Origin of the sequence: Rheinheimera sp. A13L (assembly GCF_000217935.1) — a bacterium.
Classification (GTDB): domain Bacteria; phylum Pseudomonadota; class Gammaproteobacteria; order Enterobacterales; family Alteromonadaceae; genus Pararheinheimera.
In genome coordinates this window covers 60676-83885 of sequence record NZ_AFHI01000005.1, presented here as the reverse complement: position 1 = coordinate 83885, position 23210 = coordinate 60676, and the positions used below count along the sequence as shown (strand labels likewise).

Below are 23210 nucleotides of genomic sequence, written 5' to 3'. Positions count from 1 at the left end.
TGGAGTGCTGATGGCCCGCCGAAAGAAAACCAGCTTGCTGGAAGACTTATTTAATATAGCCGCTGCTTTGCCCTGGTGGGTTGGGGTTACACTGGCTGCTGTTGTGTTCTGGTACCTCGATTCGCTTGCTGCCCAGCCTGTTCCTGTAGCAACGAATGCAGAGCAGTTATTGTCGGGTGTGAAGTATCAGGCTCTGCATGTGTTTGCATTGTATGGTCGTATCATACTTCCTGTCGTGTTGCTGTTTGGAGCTGTTGCGTCATTTTTCGCAAGGCGCAAAAGAGTTAAGCTTTTAGCGAGCGCAAGAAACACGGAATTTGCTGATCCATTCAGTGTTTTATCCTGGCATGACTTTGAATTACTGGTAGGTCAGTACTTCAGGGAATTGGGCTATAGCGTGGCCGAAACCAGCTTTGGCGCAGATGGTGGTGTGGATTTGCGGGTGAAAGACGGTGCTGAAACTTATCTGGTGCAATGCAAATTATGGAAAGCCAGCAAGGTTCCTGTCACTGTGGTGCGTGAGCTGTACGGTGTCATGATGGCCGAAGGGGCGTCCGGCGCCATAGTGGTCACCAGCGGTGAATTTACCCCAGATGCCAAACGTTTTGCTGAAGGTAAATCTATAGTGCTGGTAGATGGCCGCTTATTGGTGAATTCTATTCGCAATAAAGAACCCAGCTCTGAGCTGAAAGCCGATATCCGCTGCCCTTTATGTGGCAGCGATATGCTGCTACGAAAAGCCAGAAAAGGCCCGAATACCGGCAATTTCTTTTATGGTTGTACTCGTTATCCTGGTTGTAAGGGGGTAAGAGCTGCACCAGCTGAGGCACAGCGGAATTCAGAGATCCGTGTGTAAAATACCAAAGCCACAGTCGTCAATTCGATGGTTCATCTTTATACACATCAGCGGCTCTTCTATAAGCTTTGTTGCGCATCCCTGACGTATGCTTTACTGTGCAAGCTAGATGAATGTTAAATGGTTAGCTTTCTGAGATTTATCTAAAAACGAGTTTTTCTTTGAAAACAATAAGGTTAAGGATAAATAAAAATGAAAAAACTTTTAAAAGCCAGCATCGTAAGCTCTATTCTGATCTTGGGTATGGGCCAGGCAACGGCTGCGGTATTCAGCTCAGAGCAGGTCATCGCTAATCAGCAGTTCAATTTCAACAAGCAGCAAGTATTGTCTTATGTAGACAGTGTAGAAGTGCAGAATAAACTCATCGAGTTGGGCGTAAGTCCTGCTGACGCAAAACAACGTATCGCTAATATGACTCATGCAGAGCTGAATGCGCTGAATAGTCAGATGAACGAAATGCCTGCAGGTGGTATTGTCGGTATTGTGCTCACTGTAATGGTGGTTGTGGTTGTAACGGATTTAATGGGTCTTACTGACGTTTACCCTTTTATCAACCCAATTTAATTCGTGAGTTTGATGGTTTTACTGCGACAGGCCTGCCTTTTGGCGGGCTTGTTGATTGTACTGACTGGCTGCCAAACGCCGCCACAAACTAAGCTGCTATTGGCAGAGCCTCCTGCTATCGCGTCCCGGCATCTGATCCCGCACGTGCCATTTTATCCACAGCAAGAGTATTTTTGCGGCCCAACCACTTTATCTGAAGTCGCTGGTTTTTATGGGCTTGAAAAAGACCCTGCCACTATAGCGCCCACTACTTTTATTTCGGGGTTGCAAGGCACTCTGCAAATTGAAATGTCGGCTGCAACACGGCAACTTGGGCTGGTTGCTTATGCGCAGCGCGGTACCATGCACCAACTGTTAAGTCTGGTTGCGGAGAACATTCCAATCATAGTGCTGCAAAACAACTCTCTCGCCTGGCTGCCGCAGTGGCATTATGCCGTGGTGATAGGGTACGACCTGCAAAGCAAAGAAGTGATTTTGCATACCGGAGTGACCGAAGCACACCGGCTGAACTTTTCCACCTTTGAGCGTACCTGGGCGCGTGGCAACTACTGGCTGTTAGCCATGTTACCTGCGGATAAAAGCAGTGCGCAGCTTGAGCCCTTTATTTACACCAAAGCCAGTCAGGATTTACTCAGTACTCAACAGGTAAACAGCGGTATTACAGCGCTTAAAACCGCGACAAGCCAATGGCCTGACTATTGGTTGCCGTACTTTTTACTGGGCAATCATTATTTCTCAAGCCAGCCTTTAGTTGCTGCAGAGTGGTTTGAAAAAGGACTGCCTTTTGCCCTGCAGGAAATATCTTATCTGAACAATTACGCTGTGCTGCTGAGTGAACAAGGTTGCCATGCTAAAGCAACCACACTGATTGACACCGCGTTAGAAATATCTCCGAATGACAGCAATCTGCTGGATAGCCAAAAGCAAATTCGCTCCTCGCAGGAGTCTGGGGTTAATACTATCTCTCAATGTCAGCTGCAAAAAGCCCACTAGTTGCAGGCTGTTTGAGTACCTGAGCTTTATCAGCCCGGAATGCGCGCTATCACCTTAATCTCAAAATCAAAGCCGGCTAACCAGGTCACTCCCACTGCTGTCCAATTTGGATAAGGTGGGGTGCCAAAGATTTTTTGTTTCACTTTCATTATGGTGCCGAACTGTTGTTCTGGGTCAGTATGAAAGGTGGTGACATCAACTATATCGTCAAAGGTGCAACCTGCTGCTGCCAGAGTGGCTTTGAGATTCTCAAAAGCTAACTCAACCTGAAGTTCAAAATCCGTTTCAGGGCTGCCGTCAGCAAGGCTGCCAACCTGACCTGATACAAATAGCAAATCGCCTGAGCGAATAGCAGCGGAGTAACCATGTTCTTCATAAAGTGCGTGTCTGTTGGCTGGGAAAACAGCTTGTCTTTTTGTCATTTGATAGCTCTCTTTGTAATAGGTCAGATTAAGTGCGCAGCTGTTTATAGCGGCTGTAGCACAGCACAACTTGTGTGGTTTTCATGGTTCTGTATGTTGAATTGGTTTAACATACGAGGCGTATGTAGAGTATCTGACATACGCTGCGTATGTCAATTGGAATACGGCGCGTATGTGAAAGGAGTAAGGAATGAGTACCCGATTAGCAAAGATGGCTGAAAACCGCGACAAGCTGATTGCAGCTGCACGGCGGGCCTTCGCTGAGCATGGTTATGCTGCGGCTTCTATGGATAGCTTAACTGCTGAAGCAGGGCTAACCCGGGGCGCGCTTTATCATAACTTTGGCGATAAACGAGGTTTGCTTGCTGCTGTTGTTGATCAGATAGATTCAGAAATGGCTCAATACGCGCAGTCTGTCGGCGCCAAAGCAGAAAATGCCTGGTTAGGTTTGTTGGCTGAAGGCGCTGCTTATATAGAAAAGGCGTTGGACCCTGAGGTGCAGCGTATTGTGTTGCTGGATGGCCCTTCTGTGCTGGGCGACCCGTCGCAATGGCCAAGCCAGAACCGATGTTTACAGTCGACCAGAAACACCATTGAGCAGCTGATTAAAAATGGCACTTTAAAGCAGGTAGACCCTGAAGCTGCTGCTATGTTGCTAAATGGTGCAGCTTTAAATGCAGCGCTTTGGATAGCGTCAAGCTCTGACCCTCAGACTATACTTCCAAAAACGCTGGAGGCATTTAATTTATTGGCTTCAGGTTTTCTTGTGAAAAGCTGACAGAGGAGGGAAGCCTCCTCTGAATGGATCGCAGTGCTGGCTGTTGACCAATGCCAGCTTATAAATACAGTGGAATTAGGCCGTTTTAAACTGCTTTACGTTTTGCTCTAAAGTTTTAGCCAGTTGCTCAAGCTGCTGACTTGCAAAAGTGATTTTACTTGCCTGCTCCTCAGCCAGCACAGCTGAATGAGTAATTTGGCTAAAGTTGCGGTTTATTTCGGATGCCACCACAGATTGCTCTTCTGCCGCAGTTGCAATCTGAGTGTTCATGTCGCTTATTTTTGTCACCGACAAATTAATAGCATTTAGCGAATCGCCCGCACACTGGGCTTGTTCAACGCTGGTTTCTGCCTGAGCTTTACCTTCATTCATCACAGCCACTGCTTTTAAAGAGCTGCTTTGCATTTTTTCAATAACAGCCTGAATTTGACGGGTGGACTGCTGAGTTCTGCCTGCCAGATTACGCACTTCATCTGCAACCACGGCAAAACCCCGGCCTTGTTCGCCGGCTCGTGCTGCTTCAATAGCAGCATTGAGTGCCAGCAAATTAGTTTGCTCAGCTATGCCCTGAATCACTTCCAGTACAGAGCCTATCTGACGACTATCTTCTGACAGATGATTGATCACATCTGATGCTTCACTGACCTTATCCGCCAGCGCATTGATACTGGACTGGGTTTTACTGACTTCAGCCTGACCTGCTTTGAATTCATTGATGGCAGTTTGCGCCAGTCCTGCGGCATCACTGGTATGGTTGGCAACTTCAGCCACAGTGGATGACATTTGATTGATCGCAGTCGCCCCTTGTTCAGTGGCAAGTTTTTGCTGGCTGATCAAATCCTCGTTGTATTGCGCTGTCAGCAACAAATCTTTGGAGGCAGAAAGCAATTCGTTGGCTGCACCTATCGAGTTTTTGGTGATACCTGACATATGCGCTGTTAAATCTTTCACAGCACTCAATATACTCTCAGGGCTGTGAAATCTCACTTGAACTGTCAGATCGCCGGAGGCTATTTCCTTAATTACAAAAGCGGCATATTCAGGTTCACCGCCCACCATTCTTTTTAACCGGTTTACTGTACTGACAGCTACGACACAGCCAATCACTATGGCGATGGCCGTCACTAAAAGCATAATCCATTGAAAGCTGTTAGTTTGTTCACGAGCTGAGGCGACCTGATGTTGTATGGCCTCCTCTTGAAAGTCGATTAGCTTATTAATACGTTTCAGCCACTCGCTGTATGCAGGAGACACTGTGGTTAATAAGTAGTCTGTGGCTTCTTGCTGGCGCCCGCTGTTAATCATATCCAGTATGTTTTTGGTAACGCCTAAAGTTGAACTTTCAATATCCTTGATTTGGCGTAATAAGTTTTCTTCCTCAGGGCTGTGTTTTACCTTGGTATACATGCTGTCCAAGGTAGCGGCTGATTGCTGGTAAAACTCATTTAAGCGGACTATGTCATTTTGGTGGATCAGGGATGCGTTGACATCGTTTACTAAAACTGTGTCACGAATTGAAATGGCTCTGTCGTGCACACTGCCACGAAAGTTAATGGCCTGGCGTTGTTCTACAGCAGTTTGCTCGGACAATTGAGTTAAATTCTGGTCTGCTATGCTGATTTTAAACAGGCCAAAAAGTGTGATACCAAGCATAATCAACAGCAGCATAGCGAAGCCTGAGTACAAGCGATTTATAACATTCATCTGTCACACCTTCTTTTAATTACTGTTCTGATTTATTGACAGTAGTGGTTAGAATACGGATAGCTGCAGTTTTAGTTCACAAGGCACGACATTTATAAATTCTCTGTGTTTGCTGCCCGAGTATTAAAGCGCTGATGCCAAGCCGTGACATCTAAGTTGGTAGTACTGAGAGCATGCCATAACGACAGTTCAGTGTGTTGATACAAGTCAAATATACTTCTGATTGGCCCTTTTTAACTCATTGATTTTTAATAACTGTCATATTAGTGTCAGCTGACAAAAGCAGGACTGTCATAGCAAGGTCGTCTGAGCTGTTGCGCTCTTGTGTTGTACTGAGCCTGAACTTTATGAGCGGAGAACTCCTATGAATATTCAAGCTGATCGTGCGGTAAGTTTTTTTGATTTTTGCGAAGATTGTATACGTGTTGAGTCGTCTTTTCTGACGGGAATGGAGCAAGTTTTTGTCAATGATGAGCTGATCTCTAAAAAGCTAAGCTGGCGTTTTAAGTCAGTGCATGCCTTTGAAGTGAAAGGGCAGAACATTGAAATCAGGCTCCGTGTTAGCGGCATTTTATTTAGCTCTGTGGTGATTGAGTTTTGGGTCAATGGCGAAATGAAAGACAGTGATGAGTGGGATCTGAAGCGTATTATGCAGCAAGGTAAGCAGCTCAGAGCCCAACAATCCTGGTGGAAGCTCTTATTAACGATCTTTATTTTTGGTATGGCTGGTGCCGCTGTGGGTTATAGCCTGGCTTCACTGTTTAAAGGATGATGCTATGCAGCTTAACTTCGTTTTTATTCGTCAACTGCGAACAGAAAAAGGCTGGACCCAGCAGCACTTAGCAGACATTTGCGCTGTAAGCTTACGAACTATTCAGCGGGTAGAAGTGCATGGCATCGCATCGCTGGAAACCAGTAAAGCTTTGGCTGCTGCCTTTGAGGTGAACAGAGAGTCGCTGTTGGGAGAGGAAGAACTTACAGTGACTGATGCCAGAAAAAAGCCTGTGCCACTTTGGTTACTGGCAGTGACTTTTCTGGCCGGAGTACTTTGTGGTGCATTTTTTCTGAGTTTGCTGCGTTAATCAGTGCTGACGGCAGCAAAAAGGCATAGTTGCTCTGGCTACTATGCCTTTATTGTTGGCTTTTACTCAAAATGGACAAGGGCAGACTACTTTCATGCGTTGCCCCGTAGCAGGATGCTCAAATTCCAATTCAGAGGCGTGCAGTAATAAACGTGGTGCCATGTGTTGTGTTTGCTCTGTACCGTATAAGTCACAACCCAAAATAGGATGGCCGATAAACTGGCTATGGATACGCAACTGATGGGTGCGGCCTGTTTCCGGCGTAAACAACACCAGGCTGCGGTTTGGGTGGGGCAGACGTTCCAGCACCTGATAATGGCTGATGGCTTTTTGGCCTTGTTCAAAGCATACAATCAGTCGTGGAAACAAAGCTTTGTCTTTGCTGATCGGCGCTTCAATCACTCCAGTGTCTTGTTCGATATGGCCTGCCAGCATACTGTGATAACGCTTTACCACAGTGCGGGACTGAAACTGTTGGCTTAAATGAGCGTTGCTGGTTTTATCAAGCGCCAGCAGCATTATGCCCGAAGTACCCAAATCTAAGCGGTGGATCAGCGTGATCTGCGGGTATATGTCAGCTAAACGGTGATGCACTGAATCCAGATTCAGCGGGTTTTTGCCCGATAAACTTAACAAGCCGCTGGGTTTGTTAATCAGCAGAATATGTTCATCCTGATACAAGACTTCAATCTGTTGATGACAGACAGGGGCTACAAAGTGATCTATGACCGTCATCTTCAGTGCCAAAATTAAATAAGGCGCAAAGTGTACTTGAAATCAAAGCTTGCTGCCGTTGTTTAACTTGGTGAGAATAGCCGTTTTCAGAGGGCAAGGGCATTTGATGATGGATTTAGATGAAGCAGAAGATTGGGCCTGGTGTGACGCGCAATTTGCCGCTATTGAAGCTTATGTAAAAACACAGAATATTCCGCATGGTGTGATTTGTGACTGGCCTGAATGGTATGCCGCACCTTATGTAGGTTTATGGGCTGTAGAAGATCCGGCAGATCCGGGTTTTGTGGGGCATTGGATTCTGGCGGGTGACAGCACTGGCGTACAGCCTCAGCCTGTGGCTTTTGATTTTATAGCTGCAGAAGAGTGCGCCGAACCTCGTGAAGCTTTAGCAGCTTTTGCTAAAAAATGGGCTGCTATAGCTGCAGCTGCCGCCAAAGGCACAGCCTGGACTGGCAGCCCTGTGCTAAGTGGTGATTTACCCCAGCAAGCAGCTCAGCTAGCCAGACAAGCAGAGCTGTTAAAACTCTGGGCCAGTGATGAGGATATGTGGGAGCAGGATTAAGCTTTTACCTGCAACTGCTTTAGGTTAGTCTGGTTCTGTAAAAGGAATTTTTAGCAGGAGTTCAGGTGAAAACAACCCATGTTCTGATGGTATCTGTTTTAGTCTTTGTTGTGGGTCTGGTGACCGGCTTACAGTTAAACAGCAGCACGGACAAGCAGCCTGAGCCAGGAAGCTCTGCGGATAGGACTCAGCTGCTGGATCCAGCCCCCGAATTGCCAGCACCCCTGGTTCAGCCTTTAGCCCAGGCTCCAGTAGTTGATGCGACAGAAGTAGAACAGCTGCAGCTAAAGGTCAGGGATTTAGAGCAACAACTGTCTGCACAAGATCAGATGCTGGAGCTTGCTCAGCAGTCTTTACAGCAAGGCTTGGCATCTGAAACTAAAGATCCTGAGCAAAACACTGATGCTGCCGGGACCGCTATCAGCCCTGAGCAGGCCAGCTCCTTTTTGCCTGAACCTTTTGCCAGCCTGATGGCGAAACAAGCAGGCCAGGCTATTGATTATCTGAATCAGCATCAGGTGGAAGAGATAGACAGCGAATGGGCTTATCAGATGGAGCTGAAAATAGCTGACCATTTTGCCACTCACGAGCATGCCAGTCAGGTGAATTTAAGCTCAGTATCCTGCAAAACCAGTATCTGCGAAATCCGTGGTTATGAATACGAGCCAGAGCGCTTTATTGTGGTGTACAACGCGATGCAAACGCAGAACTGGTGGCGTTATAGCAGCTCTTATGCTTTTCAGGACAGTAACGAACAAGGCCGATACTTCTACCTGCTGGCTGAACTGAAGCGTTAAGGCAGTGGGCCCTACAGCTCTATACCTGCCGCTTTCAGTTGCTGCAGTAAAGGCTCCAGCATAGGCTGATACTTCTGCCAGCGCCCTACTGATTTTGTATTGACCGGCTCACGCACCTGAACTTTAGAAGCTGTAGATACAGGCGCCTGATTCAGTTCACTGTGTAAACAAGCCTGTTGCCAATCCAAATCACAAAATTTAAGTAATTCAGCTATCTGTTGCTCTGGGTTTTGCACCAGTTCCTCATAACTTTGCAGTCTGAAATTCGGCAAATTTTGCTGTTGCCAGAACAAAGCCAGTTGGTGGAAAGCGGCATAAAAACGTGCGGTGTGTTTTAAATCAAAGGCATAACGGTAATAAGGGCTGCCGAGGGAAAACAACGCTCTGTAGTTGCCAAGGCAAGTGTCCATCGGATGACGCATCATGCAGATGATTTTGGCATTGGGCAGGGCACGGCGTATTAAATCGATATAAAAAAAGTTAAAGGGCAGTTTGTCGATAAAACGTGCTTTGCTGCCTGTCACCACTCTGCTACGCTTGAGATAACGTTCGCCTAAAGCGTTAAAATCCAGAGCATAAGCGGCGTTTAAAGTCTCCACATCCACCACTTTAGCGCTGGTTGTGGCTGTCAGTTCTTTAACCGCTATACCAAAATCCTGTAATTCACCTGCTGATAATACGTCGCTGTGGCTGCTTAAAATACGTTCCACTAAGGTGGTGCCTGAACGGGGCATGCCAAGAATAAAAATGGGCTCTGAGCTTTGACAGCCTGCTGTACTGAGCACAGGGCTTGTTGAGTACTGAGTGGCTGCAGCAAACAAGGCTAAATCTTCCTCCACCTGATAATTCAGAGTCTGAGATTTGTATCGTTTGGCCTGACCCAGCTCAGCCATAGCGGCCGGGTAGTTGTGTATCGCCTCATATTCTTTGGCCAAAGCATGGCCTATATGCAATAAAGCATCGGGCGATTCCAGTCTGGTTTTGACCTGTTGTAATTCAGTGATCCTGACTTCTGGATCCGCGGTCATTGCCAAATCACTCATGGCGTAATGAGCCTGATAATAGTTAGGTTCGAGCTGTAAAGCCTGCTCAAAAGCCGCTTTGGCAGCAGGAAAGTCACCAATAAACTTCAATGACACGCCAAGGTTGTAAAAATAGCTGGCCTTGTTTTGCTGCACAGTGACAGCACGTTGAAAATAGCTCAGGGCCAGTTGATGCAAACCCACCCGGCTTAACGCCACACCTAAGGTATCCAAAGTTAAAGCCTGCTGGATCTGTTCTGCAGGCAAAGCTTCAGCTATGGCTTTGGCTTTTTCTAAGGCGCCTGTCAGGCTGTAGCCTTTGGCTAAATGGGCCAGATACTCATCTTTTGCATGCAGGCTGACGGCTTTTTCCATTAAAAGCACAGACTTCTGCACCTGGCCATATTCCAGGTTAATCACACCTAATAAAAAGTAGCTATCTGCATGATCTGGCTGATGTTCGAGTAACTGGGCTAAGCAGGCGTGGGCCTCTTTAAAGCGGCGTTGCTGGATTAATTGCAGGGCGTGCTGATGTTGTTTAGCTAAAGCTGGAGCGAGTTGTACAGTCATACTAATCCGGAAAAATAAGGGCACTGTCAGTGCCCTTCAGAAAAAACAGTTTTACCTCAACTGAGCTTAAATCTCAAACTGATAGTTAAACTTCATGCCCACTGTCATTGGCGTCAGAATGAAATGACCGTAGTTGCGTTGCAGTGCTGGGTCGTTCACATTTCTGTCCGGAAAGGTTGCCAGGCCGGTATCGCCTTTATCACGACGTACTGAAGTAAAGGCATATTTATCAAACAGATTGTCGACATAGAAGGTGACAGACCAACTGTCGTCTGCCAGTTTGGCGGCTATGTTACTCAAAGCGTAGCCTGGTAAGGTTTCACCATCAGCTCTTAAACCCACCTTGGAAATCACGTCACTTTGGTAGGTTAAACCGTAGGTCAGATCCAGCTGTTTTCCGTTCAGAACTTCAGTTTCGTAGTTCAGGCCCAAAGAGAACTGATTTTCAGGTGAGCCCGGCAGTCTGTCACCGTCTTTACCGTCATAAAAGTCTTGTATCTCAGTGCCTTGATCGTCCACTACAGCAAACAGGAAAGGTGCATCGCTGGTCAGCTCTGCTCTGGTGTAAGCATAAGTGGCATAAGTACTGATACCATTAGGTAAAATGGCCCGTGCTGAAATTTCCACACCTTTAGCATTGGCTGACGCCGCGTTGGTGACAATAGGCTGCTGACCATTGACGGTAGCACCTGAAACCTGGGCATCTTCCCAATCGACATTAAATACAGCTGCATTAAAGTGCAGTTTGTTTTTAAACCAGGTGGTTTTAAAGCCCAGCTCGTAGTTGGTGGTCATATCCGGAGTGAAAATACGTTCATCCGGCAGGGCACAAACAATCTGGCGATCTTCTGGTAATGGCACCGGACATGGCGCTACACCGTTCGAGCCACCAATACGGAAACCTTCACTGACGGTAAAATAACCCATCACATCCGGCGTAAATTTATAGTTGGTATTAAATTTCAGCAGGTTACCGCTGTCTTCTGCATTGGCGTCTTTAAAGTCCAGCGTAATAGCATCAGATGGTGCACCGTCGAACACTGAATTGTACAGAGGTAAGTCGATGGCTGATCTGGATTTCACATCGTAGTCATAAAAACGAGCGCCCAGGGTAAAAGCCAGTTGTTCTGTCATTTGATAACCGAGTTCACCAAAAATTGCTTTTTCAGTGACAGTGGTGTCATCAACAGAAATATATTCCAAAGCGTCAGGACGTGGGTTACCGCCGGTTTCCCACTCGGTCAATGCATATTGATCAAAGCCCGGGGTGAATTCTCGGCTGTAGCCTTCAAAGTCGGACTGGTTATAAAAAGCGCCAACAATCCAGTTCCAGTCGCTGTCACCTGTGGAGACTAAGCGCAGTTCCTGAGTAAAGACTTCTTCTTCCTGATCTTCACGGGTAAAAGCGGAGAAGGCAGGAAACTCTTCATAACCATAATTCAGACGGATCAATAAGTCGGTTTGATCACGTTGACCATGTTCTTCAGTTTTGGCTAAACCCGTGGCAGAAACCAGTTCAGCAAAACCTAAATCTGCAGTCACTTCCAGACTTAACAGCGAGTTATCAATGTCGTTTGGTTCTTCATAACGGTAAGCGGATTCGTATTTGCCAATCAAAGGTTTTAACGGGTTCGCTTCACCTAAAGCGTCGTAGTGGGTAATACCACGGCCTTCAATTTTTTCGTTCTGGAAGTAATAATTTAAAGTGCTGTCTAACCAGTCGTTTGGCGTCCAGCGCAGAGCTATACGGCCAGTGGTGGTTTGTTCACCATTGGCATCGGCTTTACGGTAGGTGTTTTCTGCTACTTCAGCACTGTTACTCCAATCCGGATCGGTCAGTGATACACCAGGTTCACGCACCATGTAGTTGTAATCTATATAACCCGGATCGTTCAGATAGTTCAGTGAAGCACGTAAAGCTAAGGTGTCGTTAATCAGTGGAAAATTGACAATAAAGCCACCTTGTTTACCTAAGCTGTCACTTTCTTTTGTGGACGATAAATCACCAAAGACGCTTGCGCTGGCTACGTCAGTTTCTGGTTTATTCAGAATGTAACGGATAGCACCACCTAAAGTACCAGCGCCATATAAAGTGCCCTGGGGGCCAATTAATACTTCAACCCTTTCTACATCAACCAGTTTCAGATCCACAGCTGCAGGCAGTTCACCAATATAAGTAGAGACTGTGCCACCGTCAGAACCCGGGCCTGAAGAGTTGGTATTTAAACCACGCACAATAATAGGGGAAGCTTCACGGCCACCTTGATCAGTAATGGTTAAGCCTGGTACCCAGCGGGCGATATCTGCCAGCTCACTAATGTTTTGCTGGGCAATCACATCATTATCCAGGGCTGTAATATTCAGAGGTGCGTCCTGCACTGTTCCGCTGCGGCGGGTTGCGGTGACATTAATCACCTCAATTTGTTGCTCTTGTGCTGCTAATGCTTCTGCTTTTACAGCAAGGGTGGGTGCTGCTAAAACAGATGCAATAGTCAGCGATAACAGGCTGGGCTTAAACTGCATGGAAATTACCTCTATTGGTCGTATTTTTTTGGGGTTTCATCCGATAGAAACACATAAAAAATCAGAAAACAATAGGCATTTAAATCGCTTGCTGAATTTATATTCAATAATTAACAAATTAAATTCATTTGTCTGTTTTCGCTTAACTTTTGCTGTAGCTCTTTATTCTTATAGTGTTGCTGATATTTGGCTGAGGGGGGCATGAAATTTGAACTGCATTAAAATCATATTTATGCAAAATATGTATGAGTGATTTATTTTTATCCGATAAGTGAAGTATTTTTGTTCATCAGCAGAACCTGTCTTTTTGTTGTTTTTATCGCTAAAACGCAGCGTACTGAGTGATTTATAAACTTTGAATTTGCTGCAAATGCTGACGGATATGCATCACATGAGCGGCCTGATAGTCCTGCTGATTCAGCACTCCGTAGGCAAAGTGCGGGCTAAGCCTGGTGCTTTGGGCAAACAACTCTAACGCCTGTAACAAGGTCTGCAATGCCTGTTGTGTTGGCATAGTCGCATCAAGCTGCGGCATGCCTGGTATCACTTCATCCAGTGGGTGAAACATAGCGCCTGCAGTTTTAAAAGCTTTTAAGGCGACAGGCCCCACGCTGTGGGTAAACCAGGCTGCTTTATGTTCAGGATAACCCTGAAACGAGCCCTGAACACTTTGCGCCAGATGCTGAAATATCTGACTCGGGTTCCAGCTGCCGCTGCTGCTGAGTTCTTTATTCTGCATTGAGCGCAGCTGATCCATCAGTTGATCCCAATGGGCTTTAAAGCCTCTGCTGCCAAGCTCTACTCCTGCGGCTGTTGCCACAGAAACTGCTACACCTGCGATTAAAAATTGTCTTCTGTTCATCTGCTTTCCTGGAACTGACGCTGCTGTACTTGCTGATTTTATCCGGATCTCCTACCTTGTGCACAGTTTGATTGGTTCAGGTTCATTTATGCTCTATGGTTTTGCATCACAGCTTCGACAGCACAGCAGTTGGTTTGCTGCTTTATCTGAGGCTCAACAGCAGCAGTTGTTAGCTCAGGCCAGACAGCTTCAGCTGGGTGCTGACCAGCGTTTATTCAGCCGCGGTGATGAGTTTGATGGCATTTATGTGCTGCTATCCGGCGCTTTGCTGATTGCTGGTGTACATCATTCAGGCCGCGAAGCGCTGCTGACTATAGTGGAGGCGGGGGACTGGATAGGTGAAATTGCCTTGTTTGACGGCAAAGCCCGCACCCATGATGCAATTGCAAGTTTGCCTTGTCAGTTATTGCATCTGAATAGTGCTGCTTTGCAGCTGTTGGTGCAGCAGGATCCGCTGTGGTGGCAACGCTTTGGTCAGTTACTGACTGAAAAAATGCGCCTGGTGTTTCAGGCGCTGGAAGATATCAGTTTGTTACCTTCTTCAGTCCGTCTTGCCAGACGTTTACTGATGTTATGTCGTTTACATCAACAGGATGAAAGGAATCTGATCCCAGTGCATCAGGAGCAACTGGGGCAGTTATTGTCTTTATCACGCCAGACCATTAATCAGTTGCTGCAACAATTGGTGGCGAGTGGCGTGATCCGCACTAATTATGGGGAAATTGAAGTATTAGATTTGAAACTGCTAAAACAAGCCGCAGAGACCCCAACTGATTAAACTCCTGACCAAAAGAAAATAGATTGTCGGCTGTCCGACAGTGTTGATTGCTGTTTTGTCTTAGAGTGTTTTTTTGCTAAGGAGAACCGGATGAAAACTTTGTCTGAGCATTTAATTCAGTACGCCCATTACCACAGAGATAAACGCAATATTTACACCCACTTTGCCGGTATACCGCTGATTGTGATCGCCTTGTTTAGCTTATTGTCTTTTGAGTTGTTTGCCGGCATTACCGCCACTCATCTGTTGCTTGTTGGCTCTTTGTTATTTTATTTTCGCTTAAGTGTCAGTATGGGGCTGGTGATGCTGGGCTTTAGTGCGAGCTGTTATCTGGTCGCGCTGCAGCTGGTGGCACTGGACAGCACAATGGCCTGGTTAGGTGCTTCTGTGGCGGTGTTTATTTTTGGTTGGGTGCTGCAATTTATCGGGCATTATTTTGAAGGCAAAAAACCGGCTTTTGTCGATGATTTGGTGGGTTTATTGATAGGGCCTTTATTTGTGATGGCGGAAGTGCTGTTTTTGCTGGGGTTTGCCAAATCACTGCAGCAACAAATCGATCAAAAAGCAGGGCCTGTGCATTAAATCCGGCGATATGGAGCAGAACGGCATTATTGCTAGGACGCCTTGACCAATAGGCTTACACTAAACGTATCGTAAATAGTGGTTGTGCAAAGCGCAGGAAGTTGTAATTGTGGATTTAATACCGGGCCGTGCTGATTTGTGGTTTTTACCTTTGGGTGGCACAGGCGAAATTGGCATGAACCTGAATTTATATGGTCATGCCGGTGTGTGGCTGATGGTGGATTGTGGTGTAACTTTTAACAGTCCGTTGCAGCCCAACAGTGTAAGCAAAGCAGATGTAGTGGCTGCCGATCCGGCTTTTATTGCCAGGCAACCGGAAAACCTCGCTGGCATTATTATCACCCATGCTCACGAAGATCATATAGGGGCTTTGCCTGCACTCTGGCCTCGTTTTAAATGCCCTGTCTACGCCACAGCTTTTACGGCTGAAATTTTGCGCCGTAAGCTCGGCGAAGTTGGGCTTTTGGATAAAGTCCCTATCATTGAAGTCAAAACCGGTGACACCAAACATATAGGGCCTTTTGCGGTGCAGTTTTTGGCTATTACCCATTCTATCCCTGAACCTCATTGCCTGATGATACGCACGCCAGCTGGTTCGGTGTTTCACACAGCTGACTGGAAAATAGACGCAACACCTATGACAGGGAAAGCTTTTAAACCCCGCGTCTTTCAGCGTTTAGCTCATGAAAATGTCACAGCTATGGTTTGTGATTCCACCAATGCATTACGTGACGGTTTTTCAGTGTCGGAAAACGACTGTTATGAGGCGTTGTTGCAGGTGATTAGTAAAGCGCAGGGTCGTGTGGTCGTCAGTGGCTTTAGCAGCAATGTCGGACGCTTAATAGCCCTTGGCCGGGTAGCCAATAAAACCGGTCGTTATATGGCGCTTTTGGGCCGTTCTTTACAAAATATGGTCGGTGCTGCCCGCGCTACAGGGCACTGGCCAGACGACATTCATTTAATAGACGCCAATGATTTAGGCTATTTGCCCAAAGAAGAAGTCTTAGTGGTCGCCACCGGCAGTCAGGGTGAACCTAAAGCCACCTTAAGCCGTTTAGCCGCAGATATGCAGCGAGAACTGACACTGGAAGCCGGAGATTTAGTGATTTTCAGCTCCATTATTATTCCGGGTAACGAAGCTTTTATCGAAAAGCTGGTGCAGCAATTCCAGCAACGTGACATCCAAACCCTGCAAAGCCACGACACAGATTTACCCATTCACGTTTCAGGTCACCCGTGCCGTGGCGAGCTGGAATTATTGTACAGCTGGGTAAAACCGCAAATCGCAGTGCCTGTGCATGGTGAAGCCGCTCATATAGAGGCTAATGCTCAGGTCGCACATCAAGTCGGTGTGCCAATCCAACTCACTGGTTTGAATGGCGACTTGTATGTACTGGCACCAGAGCCCCGTGTTTATAAACAAGTGGTCAAAACCGGCCGTATTGCCCTGCTCAGGTAAAGCCGCGCTGTTGCAAATTTAGTCTGCAACAGCTCACTGGCTTTCTATCTGCTGGCTTAACAGGGTTAAGCTGGCCGCTGCTTCATCAAAATCATAGTTATTGATATGCTTGAGTAAAGCAGCAACCGCCACTTTATATTCTGTGCCGCTGAGTAACAGCTGCAGTTGTTCTGCTTTATCTACGGCTTCAGTGTCATTGTCTGCGATTAAAGCAGTCAGTTCCTCTAGTAAACTCTGGATCTGCTGTGGATCGGCCTCTTGTATTTCTGCAGAAACCTGACTCTGACTGAGTTGCTGTAAAGAAGTTAATACCACAGCCAGCTCCTGCTCAAGCTGCAGTAAAGGCGCTGTGATATCTGTGTGCTCACGGCAGGCCATCTCTAAAGCTTGTGCCGCAAACTGCACTGCCTTAGCGCCAATATTTCCGGCTGAACCCCGTAAGCTATGCGCACAGCGGCTGGCGGCTTCCGGGTCTGTGTCCTGCAGCGCTTGTTGAAACTGCTGGCTGAAATCCTGGTTGGAATCGGCAAAACGTTTTAATAACTTCAGATACAAAGCCTGCTTGTGCTGGCTGACAGCAAGCCCGGCTTCTGTGTCTATACCTGCTAATTCAGGCAGTTGAAGCTGGTCTGCATCTTCAGAAACGGGCATCACTTCAGGCTGCGGATCAGCAACCTTGATCCATTTTGCCATCACCAAAAACATCTCATTGACGTTAATAGGTTTGGCAATATGAGCATTCATACCAGCATCCAGCGCTTTTTCAATATCTGCGGCCATCACATTGGCGGTCATGGCGATAATAGGCAACTGGCTGAATTGCCCAAGCTGGCGAATCGCAGCTGTTGCAGCATAACCATCCATCACTGGCATCTGACAATCCATCAGCACGGCATCAAAATGTTGCTGCTGTAATAAATCCAATGCCTGTTGGCCGTTTTCTGCCAGGGTGACAACAAGGCCATTGCTGCTAAGCAGCTCCATCGCCAATTCCTGATTCAGTATATTGTCTTCAGCCAGCAAAATGCGGGCGCCCCGTAACTGCCGGATAGCGGCCTGAACTTTGGCTGTTATGCCAGTTTCTTTGCTGCTGACCTGACTGTTGTGGCCAAAAGAATGCAACACAGCCTGCAGCAGGCTGTGACGGCTAAAAGGTTTCGCCAGATAACTGTCAATCTTCAGATGAACAGCTGCTTGTCTGGCCTCATCAGTGCCATAGGCGGTCACCAGCATAATCTTAGGAGGAGATAACAAAGGCAGTTGCTGCAGCTTGGCAATAGTGGCTAAACCATCCAGACCCGGCATATTCCAGTCGATACAAAGTAACTGGAAAGGCTGCTGTTGGTCGGCTTCGCGCACCACAGACAGTGCTTGTTCACCACTGTCTGTGCTGGTGACATCAAAGCCCTGATGGCGCAGCAGCCCGGCTAAAATATCCCGAGCTGTATCGTTGTCGTCGGCCACTACAACTTTCAGCCCTGTCATTGAGTCTGGTAACCCGGTTGCAGTCTGAGGTTGCGTGACTACACCTAAGCGTGCTGTAAAATGAAAAGTACTGCCCTGGCCTTCAGAGCTTTCAACCCAAATCTCACCCTGCATCAGTTCTGTTAAGGTTTTACAAATAGCTAAACCTAAACCTGTGCCGCCGTATTTGCGGGTGGTCGAACTATCGGCCTGGCTGAATGACTGAAATAATTTGGCTTGTTGTTCTGCAGTCATACCAATACCACTGTCTTTGACGGCAAAATGCAGCAGCACCTGATTGGCTTCTTGTTGTTCACAATGCACTGAAACCGTGATTTCACCGGCCTGTTCGGTAAACTTCACCGCGTTATTGCCCAGATTCGTCAAAATTTGGCCTAAACGCAGTGGATCGCCACTCAATACAGTGGGTACATCAGGGGCTATGGAAAAATGCAGTTCTATGTGTTTTTCAGCCGCTTTCAGCCCAACCATATCCACCAGTTGTTCCAGCACTGTATCGAGCTGGAACTCTGTTTGTTCTATGTCCAGTTTACCTGCTTCAATTTTGCTGAAGTCGAGAATGTCATTAATAATACCAAGCAAGACTTCAGCACTGCGATGCACTTTTTCGATGTAATTGCGCTGTTTGGGCGCTAATTCTGTGTCCAGTGCCAGATGACTCATGCCAATAATGGCATTCATAGGAGTACGGATTTCATGCGACATATTGGATAAAAAGTCGGACTTGGCTTTGGTTGCCTGTTCGGCTTTTTCTTTGGCTTCCAGCAACGCACTTTCCATCGCCTTGGATTCGCTGACATCCAATAAAATACCAAATACCTTGTGTTGAATAGCTTTCCCCACACTCAGCATCCATTTCCACTGACCGCTGCGGCTTTTCATCCGCATCTGCACCCGATACACATCGCTGAAGCCTTTGATATGGTGCACAAAAGCAGCCTGGGTTCTGGCTAAATCGTCCGGATGCACTAACTGACTCAACTGATCGATGGTGTTGCCATAGGAGGCCAGCAGTTCGTCCGGGGTATAACCCAGCATAGTGGCCCAGATTTCATTGGTAATCAGCTCCCCTGTCTGGTTATTCAGCTCCCATGAACCTGCATTGGCTCCTATCATTGCCATTTCAAAACGTTGCCGGGTTTCGGACAGTTGCTGGAAAGATAAAGCATTGGACACAGACACTGCCGCATGGCTGGCGATAATACGCAGCATATTAATTTTGGCTTCACTAAAAGCGTCGTTTTGATCACTTTGAATGCTCAGAATACCCAACAGTTGCTCGCCTGCAATCAAGGGTTCACAAATCACAGTCTGGGTTTGTGGGCCATTCAGGCAATGCTGGGGAGACAGGCCATAACGTGCCCAGTCCGATGGGGTAGAGAGAATAAACTCTTGCCGCTGCTCAATGCAGTAGCAACTTGGGCGACGTGGATTGTTCAGTTGCACTGAGACGGGGTCAACTCGTTCGCCTTTTCGCATGGCAAACAGATAATTGACCTCCGAGCGCTGCTGATCGTACAAACCCAAAGCCACAGTGTCGGTGTTGAGTACTGTGGTCAGGTGGTTATAGATTTTTTGTGCTACTTGCTCCAGCTCAAAAGTAGCGGCTATGTCTTTGCCCAGCTCACCCAACAATAAAATGTCCTTTGTGCGTCGACTGACTTGTTCGGTTAAATGTTGTTCGCGCTCTCTTTGGGCCCGGGTTCTTGCTCTGAACCAGAAAAAGATCAGCAGCGCCAGTGTCAGCGGGGCTGTTACTAAAAACACAGTAGTTTGATACCAGGGCGGTAATATCTTCAATTTCATCCGCTGTGGGTTTGGGTTCCAGACACCATGATTATTGCTGCCAAGTACCTCAAACTGATAGTCACCCGGGGGCAGGCGGCCATAGTTAACCTTGTGTTCGGGTGTTCTGTTGCTCCACTGATCGTCATACCCCACTAAGCGGGTTTGATACCTGTTGTCTTCAGTGGCCTGAAAATCCAGAGCCGTAAAATCAATGCTCAAATTTTTAAAATCAGCTGCAACTTCAAGTAACTCAGGCAAGGGAAAAGACTGCTGTTTCCCATCAATCCTGACCGACGTAATCACCACAGGAGGTGGCACTTCATTGACCCTGACTTGCGATGGGTATACTGCTGTTATGCCTTCAACGCTGCCAAAAAAAATCCGGCCATCCGGGGTTTGAGTGACTGAACGAGGCAAAAAGCCGTTGCTGCTTAAGCCATCATTGGTAGTGAAGTAGTTAAATATTCCAGTGTCCGGATCCAGCCGGGATACGCCATGAGAGGTCGCCAGCCACAACATACCATTGGTATCCAGTGCCATGGATTGCACTGAAATAACTTCACCTTCGATCACATGTTTAAAGTGAGTGACTGTCCCCGTTTTTTTCGAGTACAGGTCTACGCCCTGACTGGTCGCAAACCATAAGCTGTCGGCATCGGCTTGCACTATGGCTAATACGCTGGCTGTACTCAGATTGGTATTGCTCAGGCTCTGGCTGGTGGCGGGTAAAAAATGGGAAATCTGTGTACGATCGGCTGAAATACGATAAGTGCCGTCTCCGAGCGTGGCAACCCAGATTTCATTTTGCTGATCAACAAAACTAAACACAGGGTCTACGTCTTTTAAAAAGTAGTCTGTGGTATTGGTTTTTGGATCCCAGCGCACCAGATGATGAGTGGAGGACAACACCAGCCAGAGTTGATCGTCTTTATCCACCGCCAGCGACTCTACGCCATCCCCGGCTAATTTCAACCAGTCCATCGACAGCTGATGGATTTGCAGTTGGTGTGGCTCCAGTTTATACAAGCCTGAATCTGTATTGATATAAAGCTGGTCTTGACTGTCATAGGCCATAGTTTTGATGCGAAAGCGGGTGAACTGACCTGGAAAGCTGGCTGAAGTTAAAGGGCTGAATTGCTGCTGACCATCAAAGGCGACCAAACCTTTGCCTGTGCCCAGCCATAAACCGCCATCTGGCTTTGCGATCATACTCTGTACCTGAGAATACAAACCGGACAGCGGCCTGTGGCTTAAGTAGTTGTTCCAGCCCTCAAAAGCGGGTAGGCGTGGAAATACTTTCACCACACCGGCATAACGGGTGGCTGCCCATAACAAGCCTGTGGAATCGAGCAGCACCTGGCGCACGTCATGGCTGCCTAGCAAAGACCAATCGCCATTTAATGCGGCCGGACGAAAGCTTTTTTCTTTGGTATTAAAATGATAGACGCCGGCCAGAGTGGCCAGAATAAGTAAGTCACCCTGAGCTGTCATACTGTTAACGCTGGGCAGTTCGCCATCCGGTAATGCATAGCGCTGATAGCTGTTATTGTCTGGCTCAAAGCGGCCAAAACTCAAACGGGTAGAGACCCAGAGCTGATCTTGGGCGTCGATAAAAATAGAACGTACTTCAGGGTGATCCAAAGAGCCTTCGGCTACGCCATATTTATGAAATTGCTGTTGCTTAGCGTCAAATCGATACAAACCATCGGTAGTGGCAACCCATAAATTCTGCTTACTGTCTTCTGCTAAGCCCCAGATCCTGTTGTTGCCAATACTTTGCGGATTAGCAGGGTCATGGGTGTAGCTTTTAAAAGCGCCGCTTTGTGGCTGATATAAATTTAAACCGCCGCCATTGGTGCCCACCCATATATCGCCGGATTTACTTTCAAACAGGGATTGCACTCTGTCTGCACCTAAGGAACCTGGTAACTCTGGGTCGTGGCGAAAATGCCGGAAGGTCTGACTTTGTGGTTGATACAAATTCAGCCCGCCGCCCCAGGTGCCCACCCAAAGCCGGCTTTGAGAATCATGCAGCATCACCCCTACATTATTGTTTGACAAAGAACCTGGCTGGTCTGGCTCATGCTGAAAGGAAACAAACTGATAGCCATCATAACGTTTCAATCCGTCTGTTGTGCCAAACCATAAGAAGCCCTGATGATCGTTAGCCACACTGTAAATTTGTGGATTGGCCAGCCTGCTGTACACCGACAGTTTTTCAATTTTTTGTTGTGTGGCTGCTACTGTGAACATCAGCAGCGCAGGAATAACAGATGCCAGCAGCCTTATGCCCAGCAGATACAAAGGATTCAATCAGACTCTCCGGATAAACAATTCATGTCGATACTGGCTCTGGCTCAACTGTCAGCCATCCGCAACTATTCGTCAAGTTGGGCTGCTGAATTTATACCCAAGTATATAGCTGCGTTTTTGTCGGACAGAATGATTCCCATTCAGTAAAAAAGAAAGTAACCTGCAAAACAGAAGATGAAGCCGGAGTGCAACACTATGACAGTCAAAGCTATGGATACAACGACAGAAGCAGCAGAAGCTGTGCGAAAGCCATACTCTGAAATGACAGTACTGGTGGTAGATGCCACAGACATTGTGCGTGAAACCGTGGTTACTATGCTGCGGGACATGGGCTTTGGTCAGGTGTTGCAGGCAGGCAATGGCGAACATGCCTTGAGTATGATGCTGCTCAAGCAGGTTGATTTAGTGTTATCTGAATGGCAAATGCCAAAAATGGATGGCATGGAGTTGCTGGCCAAAATTCGTGCGGATAAAAAACATAGCCGCACTCCTTTTATCATGCTCTCGTCCATTATCGAACAAGCTGCGGTGATCCAGGCCATTAAGTCTGGTGTGTCTGAGTATGTGGTGAAACCTTTTTCAGCCAAGATATTGAGTGAAAGGGTGTTGCGTGCCATTGAAGGGCCAGCCCGTTCTGCAGCACAGAAAAAAGCTGCCGAGTCCTCCAAAGAAGAACCACTGCAACAACAACCGCTGCGTATTCTGGTGGTGGATGATGTGGTGGATAATATTCAGGTGATCAGTGACATCTTGCGCAAAGACTATAAAGTTGGGGCTGCCACCAGTGGCGAAAAAGCACTAAAAATTTGTGCGGCAGAACCTCAGCCTGATCTGGTCTTACTGGATGTGATGATGCCGGAAATGAATGGTTTTGAGGTTTGTAAACGTTTAAAAGCCGATCCACAAACTCAGCATATTACGGTGATTTTTTTAACAGCTTTGGATCAAACCATGGATATAGTGCGTGGTTTTGAATTAGGAGCTGTGGATTACATTACCAAACCCGTGAATCCGCCCGTGGTAAAAGCCAGAGTCAAAACTCATGCGGCTTTGATCCAAAGTGCCAAAGAAATGCGCAACCAGATTGATACGCTGCAGGATAGCTTCCGCTTAAAAAATGATGTCGAGCATATTTTGCAGCATAAGGTAAAAGGTGCGCTGTCGGACCTGCAAATGACGCTGACGGCTTTGGAGCAGGGGGCTGAAGATGCCGCTACAGTGCGTATTAATAGCTCATCCATTCGTTTGTCCTGCTCAGATTTAACCCAGCAGATTGAGCAGCTGTTGCTGCTAACAAAACAAGATTAAATAAACCGGAAAAAGGGCGTTATTGCT

19 protein-coding genes are annotated in these 23210 nt (G+C 47.1%); 12 read left to right on the top strand and 7 right to left on the bottom strand.

The genetic code is table 11. The features are described from left to right. Positions 1–10 precede the first annotated feature (10 nt). From RHEIN_RS03735 to RHEIN_RS03725, 3 genes are all read left to right on the top strand, one after another. Positions 11–856 carry a restriction endonuclease gene (locus RHEIN_RS03735; RefSeq protein WP_008897639.1) on the top strand — a complete coding sequence of 282 codons (846 nt, stop codon included), beginning with the start codon at positions 11–13 and terminating at the stop codon, positions 854–856. Between the two features lie 192 nt (positions 857–1048). Next, positions 1049–1420, top strand: a complete 372-nt coding sequence (locus tag RHEIN_RS03730; RefSeq protein ID WP_008897638.1) for a PA2779 family protein — start codon at positions 1049–1051, stop codon at positions 1418–1420. Between the two features lie 12 nt (positions 1421–1432). After that, positions 1433–2413: a PA2778 family cysteine peptidase gene (locus RHEIN_RS03725; protein ID WP_008897637.1), complete on the top strand. Its 981-nt coding sequence runs from the start codon at positions 1433–1435 to the stop codon at positions 2411–2413. Positions 2414–2442: 29 nt separating this feature from the next. Here the strand turns inward: RHEIN_RS03725 and RHEIN_RS03720 are convergent, their stop codons facing one another. Continuing rightward, positions 2443–2835: a RidA family protein gene (locus RHEIN_RS03720; RefSeq protein ID WP_008897636.1), complete on the bottom strand. Its 393-nt coding sequence runs from the start codon at positions 2833–2835 to the stop codon at positions 2443–2445. 190 nt (positions 2836–3025) lie between these two features. Between RHEIN_RS03720 and RHEIN_RS03715 the strand changes: the two genes are divergently transcribed. Next, a complete protein-coding gene (locus RHEIN_RS03715) occupies positions 3026–3613 on the top strand; it encodes a TetR/AcrR family transcriptional regulator (RefSeq protein WP_008897635.1) in 588 nt (195 codons plus the stop codon). Positions 3614–3688: 75 nt separating this feature from the next. Here RHEIN_RS03715 and RHEIN_RS03710 read toward each other — a convergent pair whose 3' ends face one another. Continuing rightward, positions 3689–5317, bottom strand: a complete 1629-nt coding sequence (locus RHEIN_RS03710) for a methyl-accepting chemotaxis protein (protein WP_008897634.1) — start codon at positions 5315–5317, stop codon at positions 3689–3691. Positions 5318–5681: 364 nt separating this feature from the next. On the opposite strand from RHEIN_RS03710, the gene RHEIN_RS03705 reads away from it, so the two are divergent. Together RHEIN_RS03705 and RHEIN_RS03700 are read left to right on the top strand one after the other, a co-directional pair. Continuing rightward, on the top strand, positions 5682–6089 hold the full coding sequence (locus RHEIN_RS03705; protein ID WP_008897633.1) for a hypothetical protein: 408 nt from the start codon (positions 5682–5684) through the stop codon (positions 6087–6089). Between the two features lie 4 nt (positions 6090–6093). Continuing rightward, complete coding sequence (locus tag RHEIN_RS03700; protein ID WP_008897632.1) at positions 6094–6399, top strand: helix-turn-helix domain-containing protein; 306 nt, start codon at positions 6094–6096, stop codon at positions 6397–6399. A 66-nt stretch (positions 6400–6465) separates the two neighbouring features. Here RHEIN_RS03700 and RHEIN_RS03695 read toward each other — a convergent pair whose 3' ends face one another. After that, entirely contained in the window at positions 6466–7134 is a 669-nt protein-coding gene (locus tag RHEIN_RS03695; RefSeq protein ID WP_008897631.1) for an RluA family pseudouridine synthase, read from the bottom strand. A gap of 106 nt (positions 7135–7240) precedes the next feature. On the opposite strand from RHEIN_RS03695, the gene RHEIN_RS03690 reads away from it, so the two are divergent. Both RHEIN_RS03690 and RHEIN_RS03685 read left to right on the top strand, forming a co-directional pair. Next, positions 7241–7696, top strand: a complete 456-nt coding sequence (locus RHEIN_RS03690) for a DUF4826 family protein (protein ID WP_008897630.1) — start codon at positions 7241–7243, stop codon at positions 7694–7696. A gap of 65 nt (positions 7697–7761) precedes the next feature. Beyond that, on the top strand, positions 7762–8493 hold the full coding sequence (locus RHEIN_RS03685) for a hypothetical protein (RefSeq protein ID WP_008897629.1): 732 nt from the start codon (positions 7762–7764) through the stop codon (positions 8491–8493). 11 nt (positions 8494–8504) lie between these two features. Here the strand turns inward: RHEIN_RS03685 and RHEIN_RS03680 are convergent, their stop codons facing one another. The 3 genes from RHEIN_RS03680 to RHEIN_RS03665 form a co-directional block, all read right to left on the bottom strand. Then, a complete protein-coding gene (locus RHEIN_RS03680) occupies positions 8505–10085 on the bottom strand; it encodes a tetratricopeptide repeat-containing sulfotransferase family protein (protein WP_008897628.1) in 1581 nt (526 codons plus the stop codon). Between the two features lie 66 nt (positions 10086–10151). Continuing rightward, the gene (locus RHEIN_RS03675; protein ID WP_008897627.1) at positions 10152–12608 is read right to left on the bottom strand and encodes a TonB-dependent receptor; all 2457 of its coding nucleotides are present in this window, start codon (positions 12606–12608) and stop codon (positions 10152–10154) included. Positions 12609–12954: 346 nt separating this feature from the next. Beyond that, positions 12955–13470, bottom strand: a complete 516-nt coding sequence (locus RHEIN_RS03665; protein WP_008897626.1) for a DUF1569 domain-containing protein — start codon at positions 13468–13470, stop codon at positions 12955–12957. A 58-nt stretch (positions 13471–13528) separates the two neighbouring features. Here RHEIN_RS03665 and RHEIN_RS03660 point away from each other — a divergent pair, with 58 nt between their 5' ends. From RHEIN_RS03660 to RHEIN_RS03650, 3 genes are all read left to right on the top strand, one after another. Then, entirely contained in the window at positions 13529–14248 is a 720-nt protein-coding gene (locus RHEIN_RS03660; protein WP_237704329.1) for a Crp/Fnr family transcriptional regulator, read from the top strand. 90 nt (positions 14249–14338) lie between these two features. Next, positions 14339–14830: an Mpo1 family 2-hydroxy fatty acid dioxygenase gene (locus tag RHEIN_RS03655; protein ID WP_008897624.1), complete on the top strand. Its 492-nt coding sequence runs from the start codon at positions 14339–14341 to the stop codon at positions 14828–14830. A 109-nt stretch (positions 14831–14939) separates the two neighbouring features. After that, positions 14940–16289: a ribonuclease J gene (locus RHEIN_RS03650; RefSeq protein WP_008897623.1), complete on the top strand. Its 1350-nt coding sequence runs from the start codon at positions 14940–14942 to the stop codon at positions 16287–16289. Between the two features lie 33 nt (positions 16290–16322). Here the strand turns inward: RHEIN_RS03650 and RHEIN_RS20270 are convergent, their stop codons facing one another. Next, positions 16323–21875, bottom strand: a complete 5553-nt coding sequence (locus RHEIN_RS20270; protein WP_008897622.1) for a response regulator — start codon at positions 21873–21875, stop codon at positions 16323–16325. Positions 21876–22070: 195 nt separating this feature from the next. On the opposite strand from RHEIN_RS20270, the gene RHEIN_RS03640 reads away from it, so the two are divergent. Next, positions 22071–23183, top strand: coding sequence for a response regulator (locus RHEIN_RS03640; RefSeq protein ID WP_008897621.1), 1113 nt, complete (start codon positions 22071–22073; stop codon positions 23181–23183). The last annotated feature ends 27 nt before the right edge of the window (positions 23184–23210 follow it).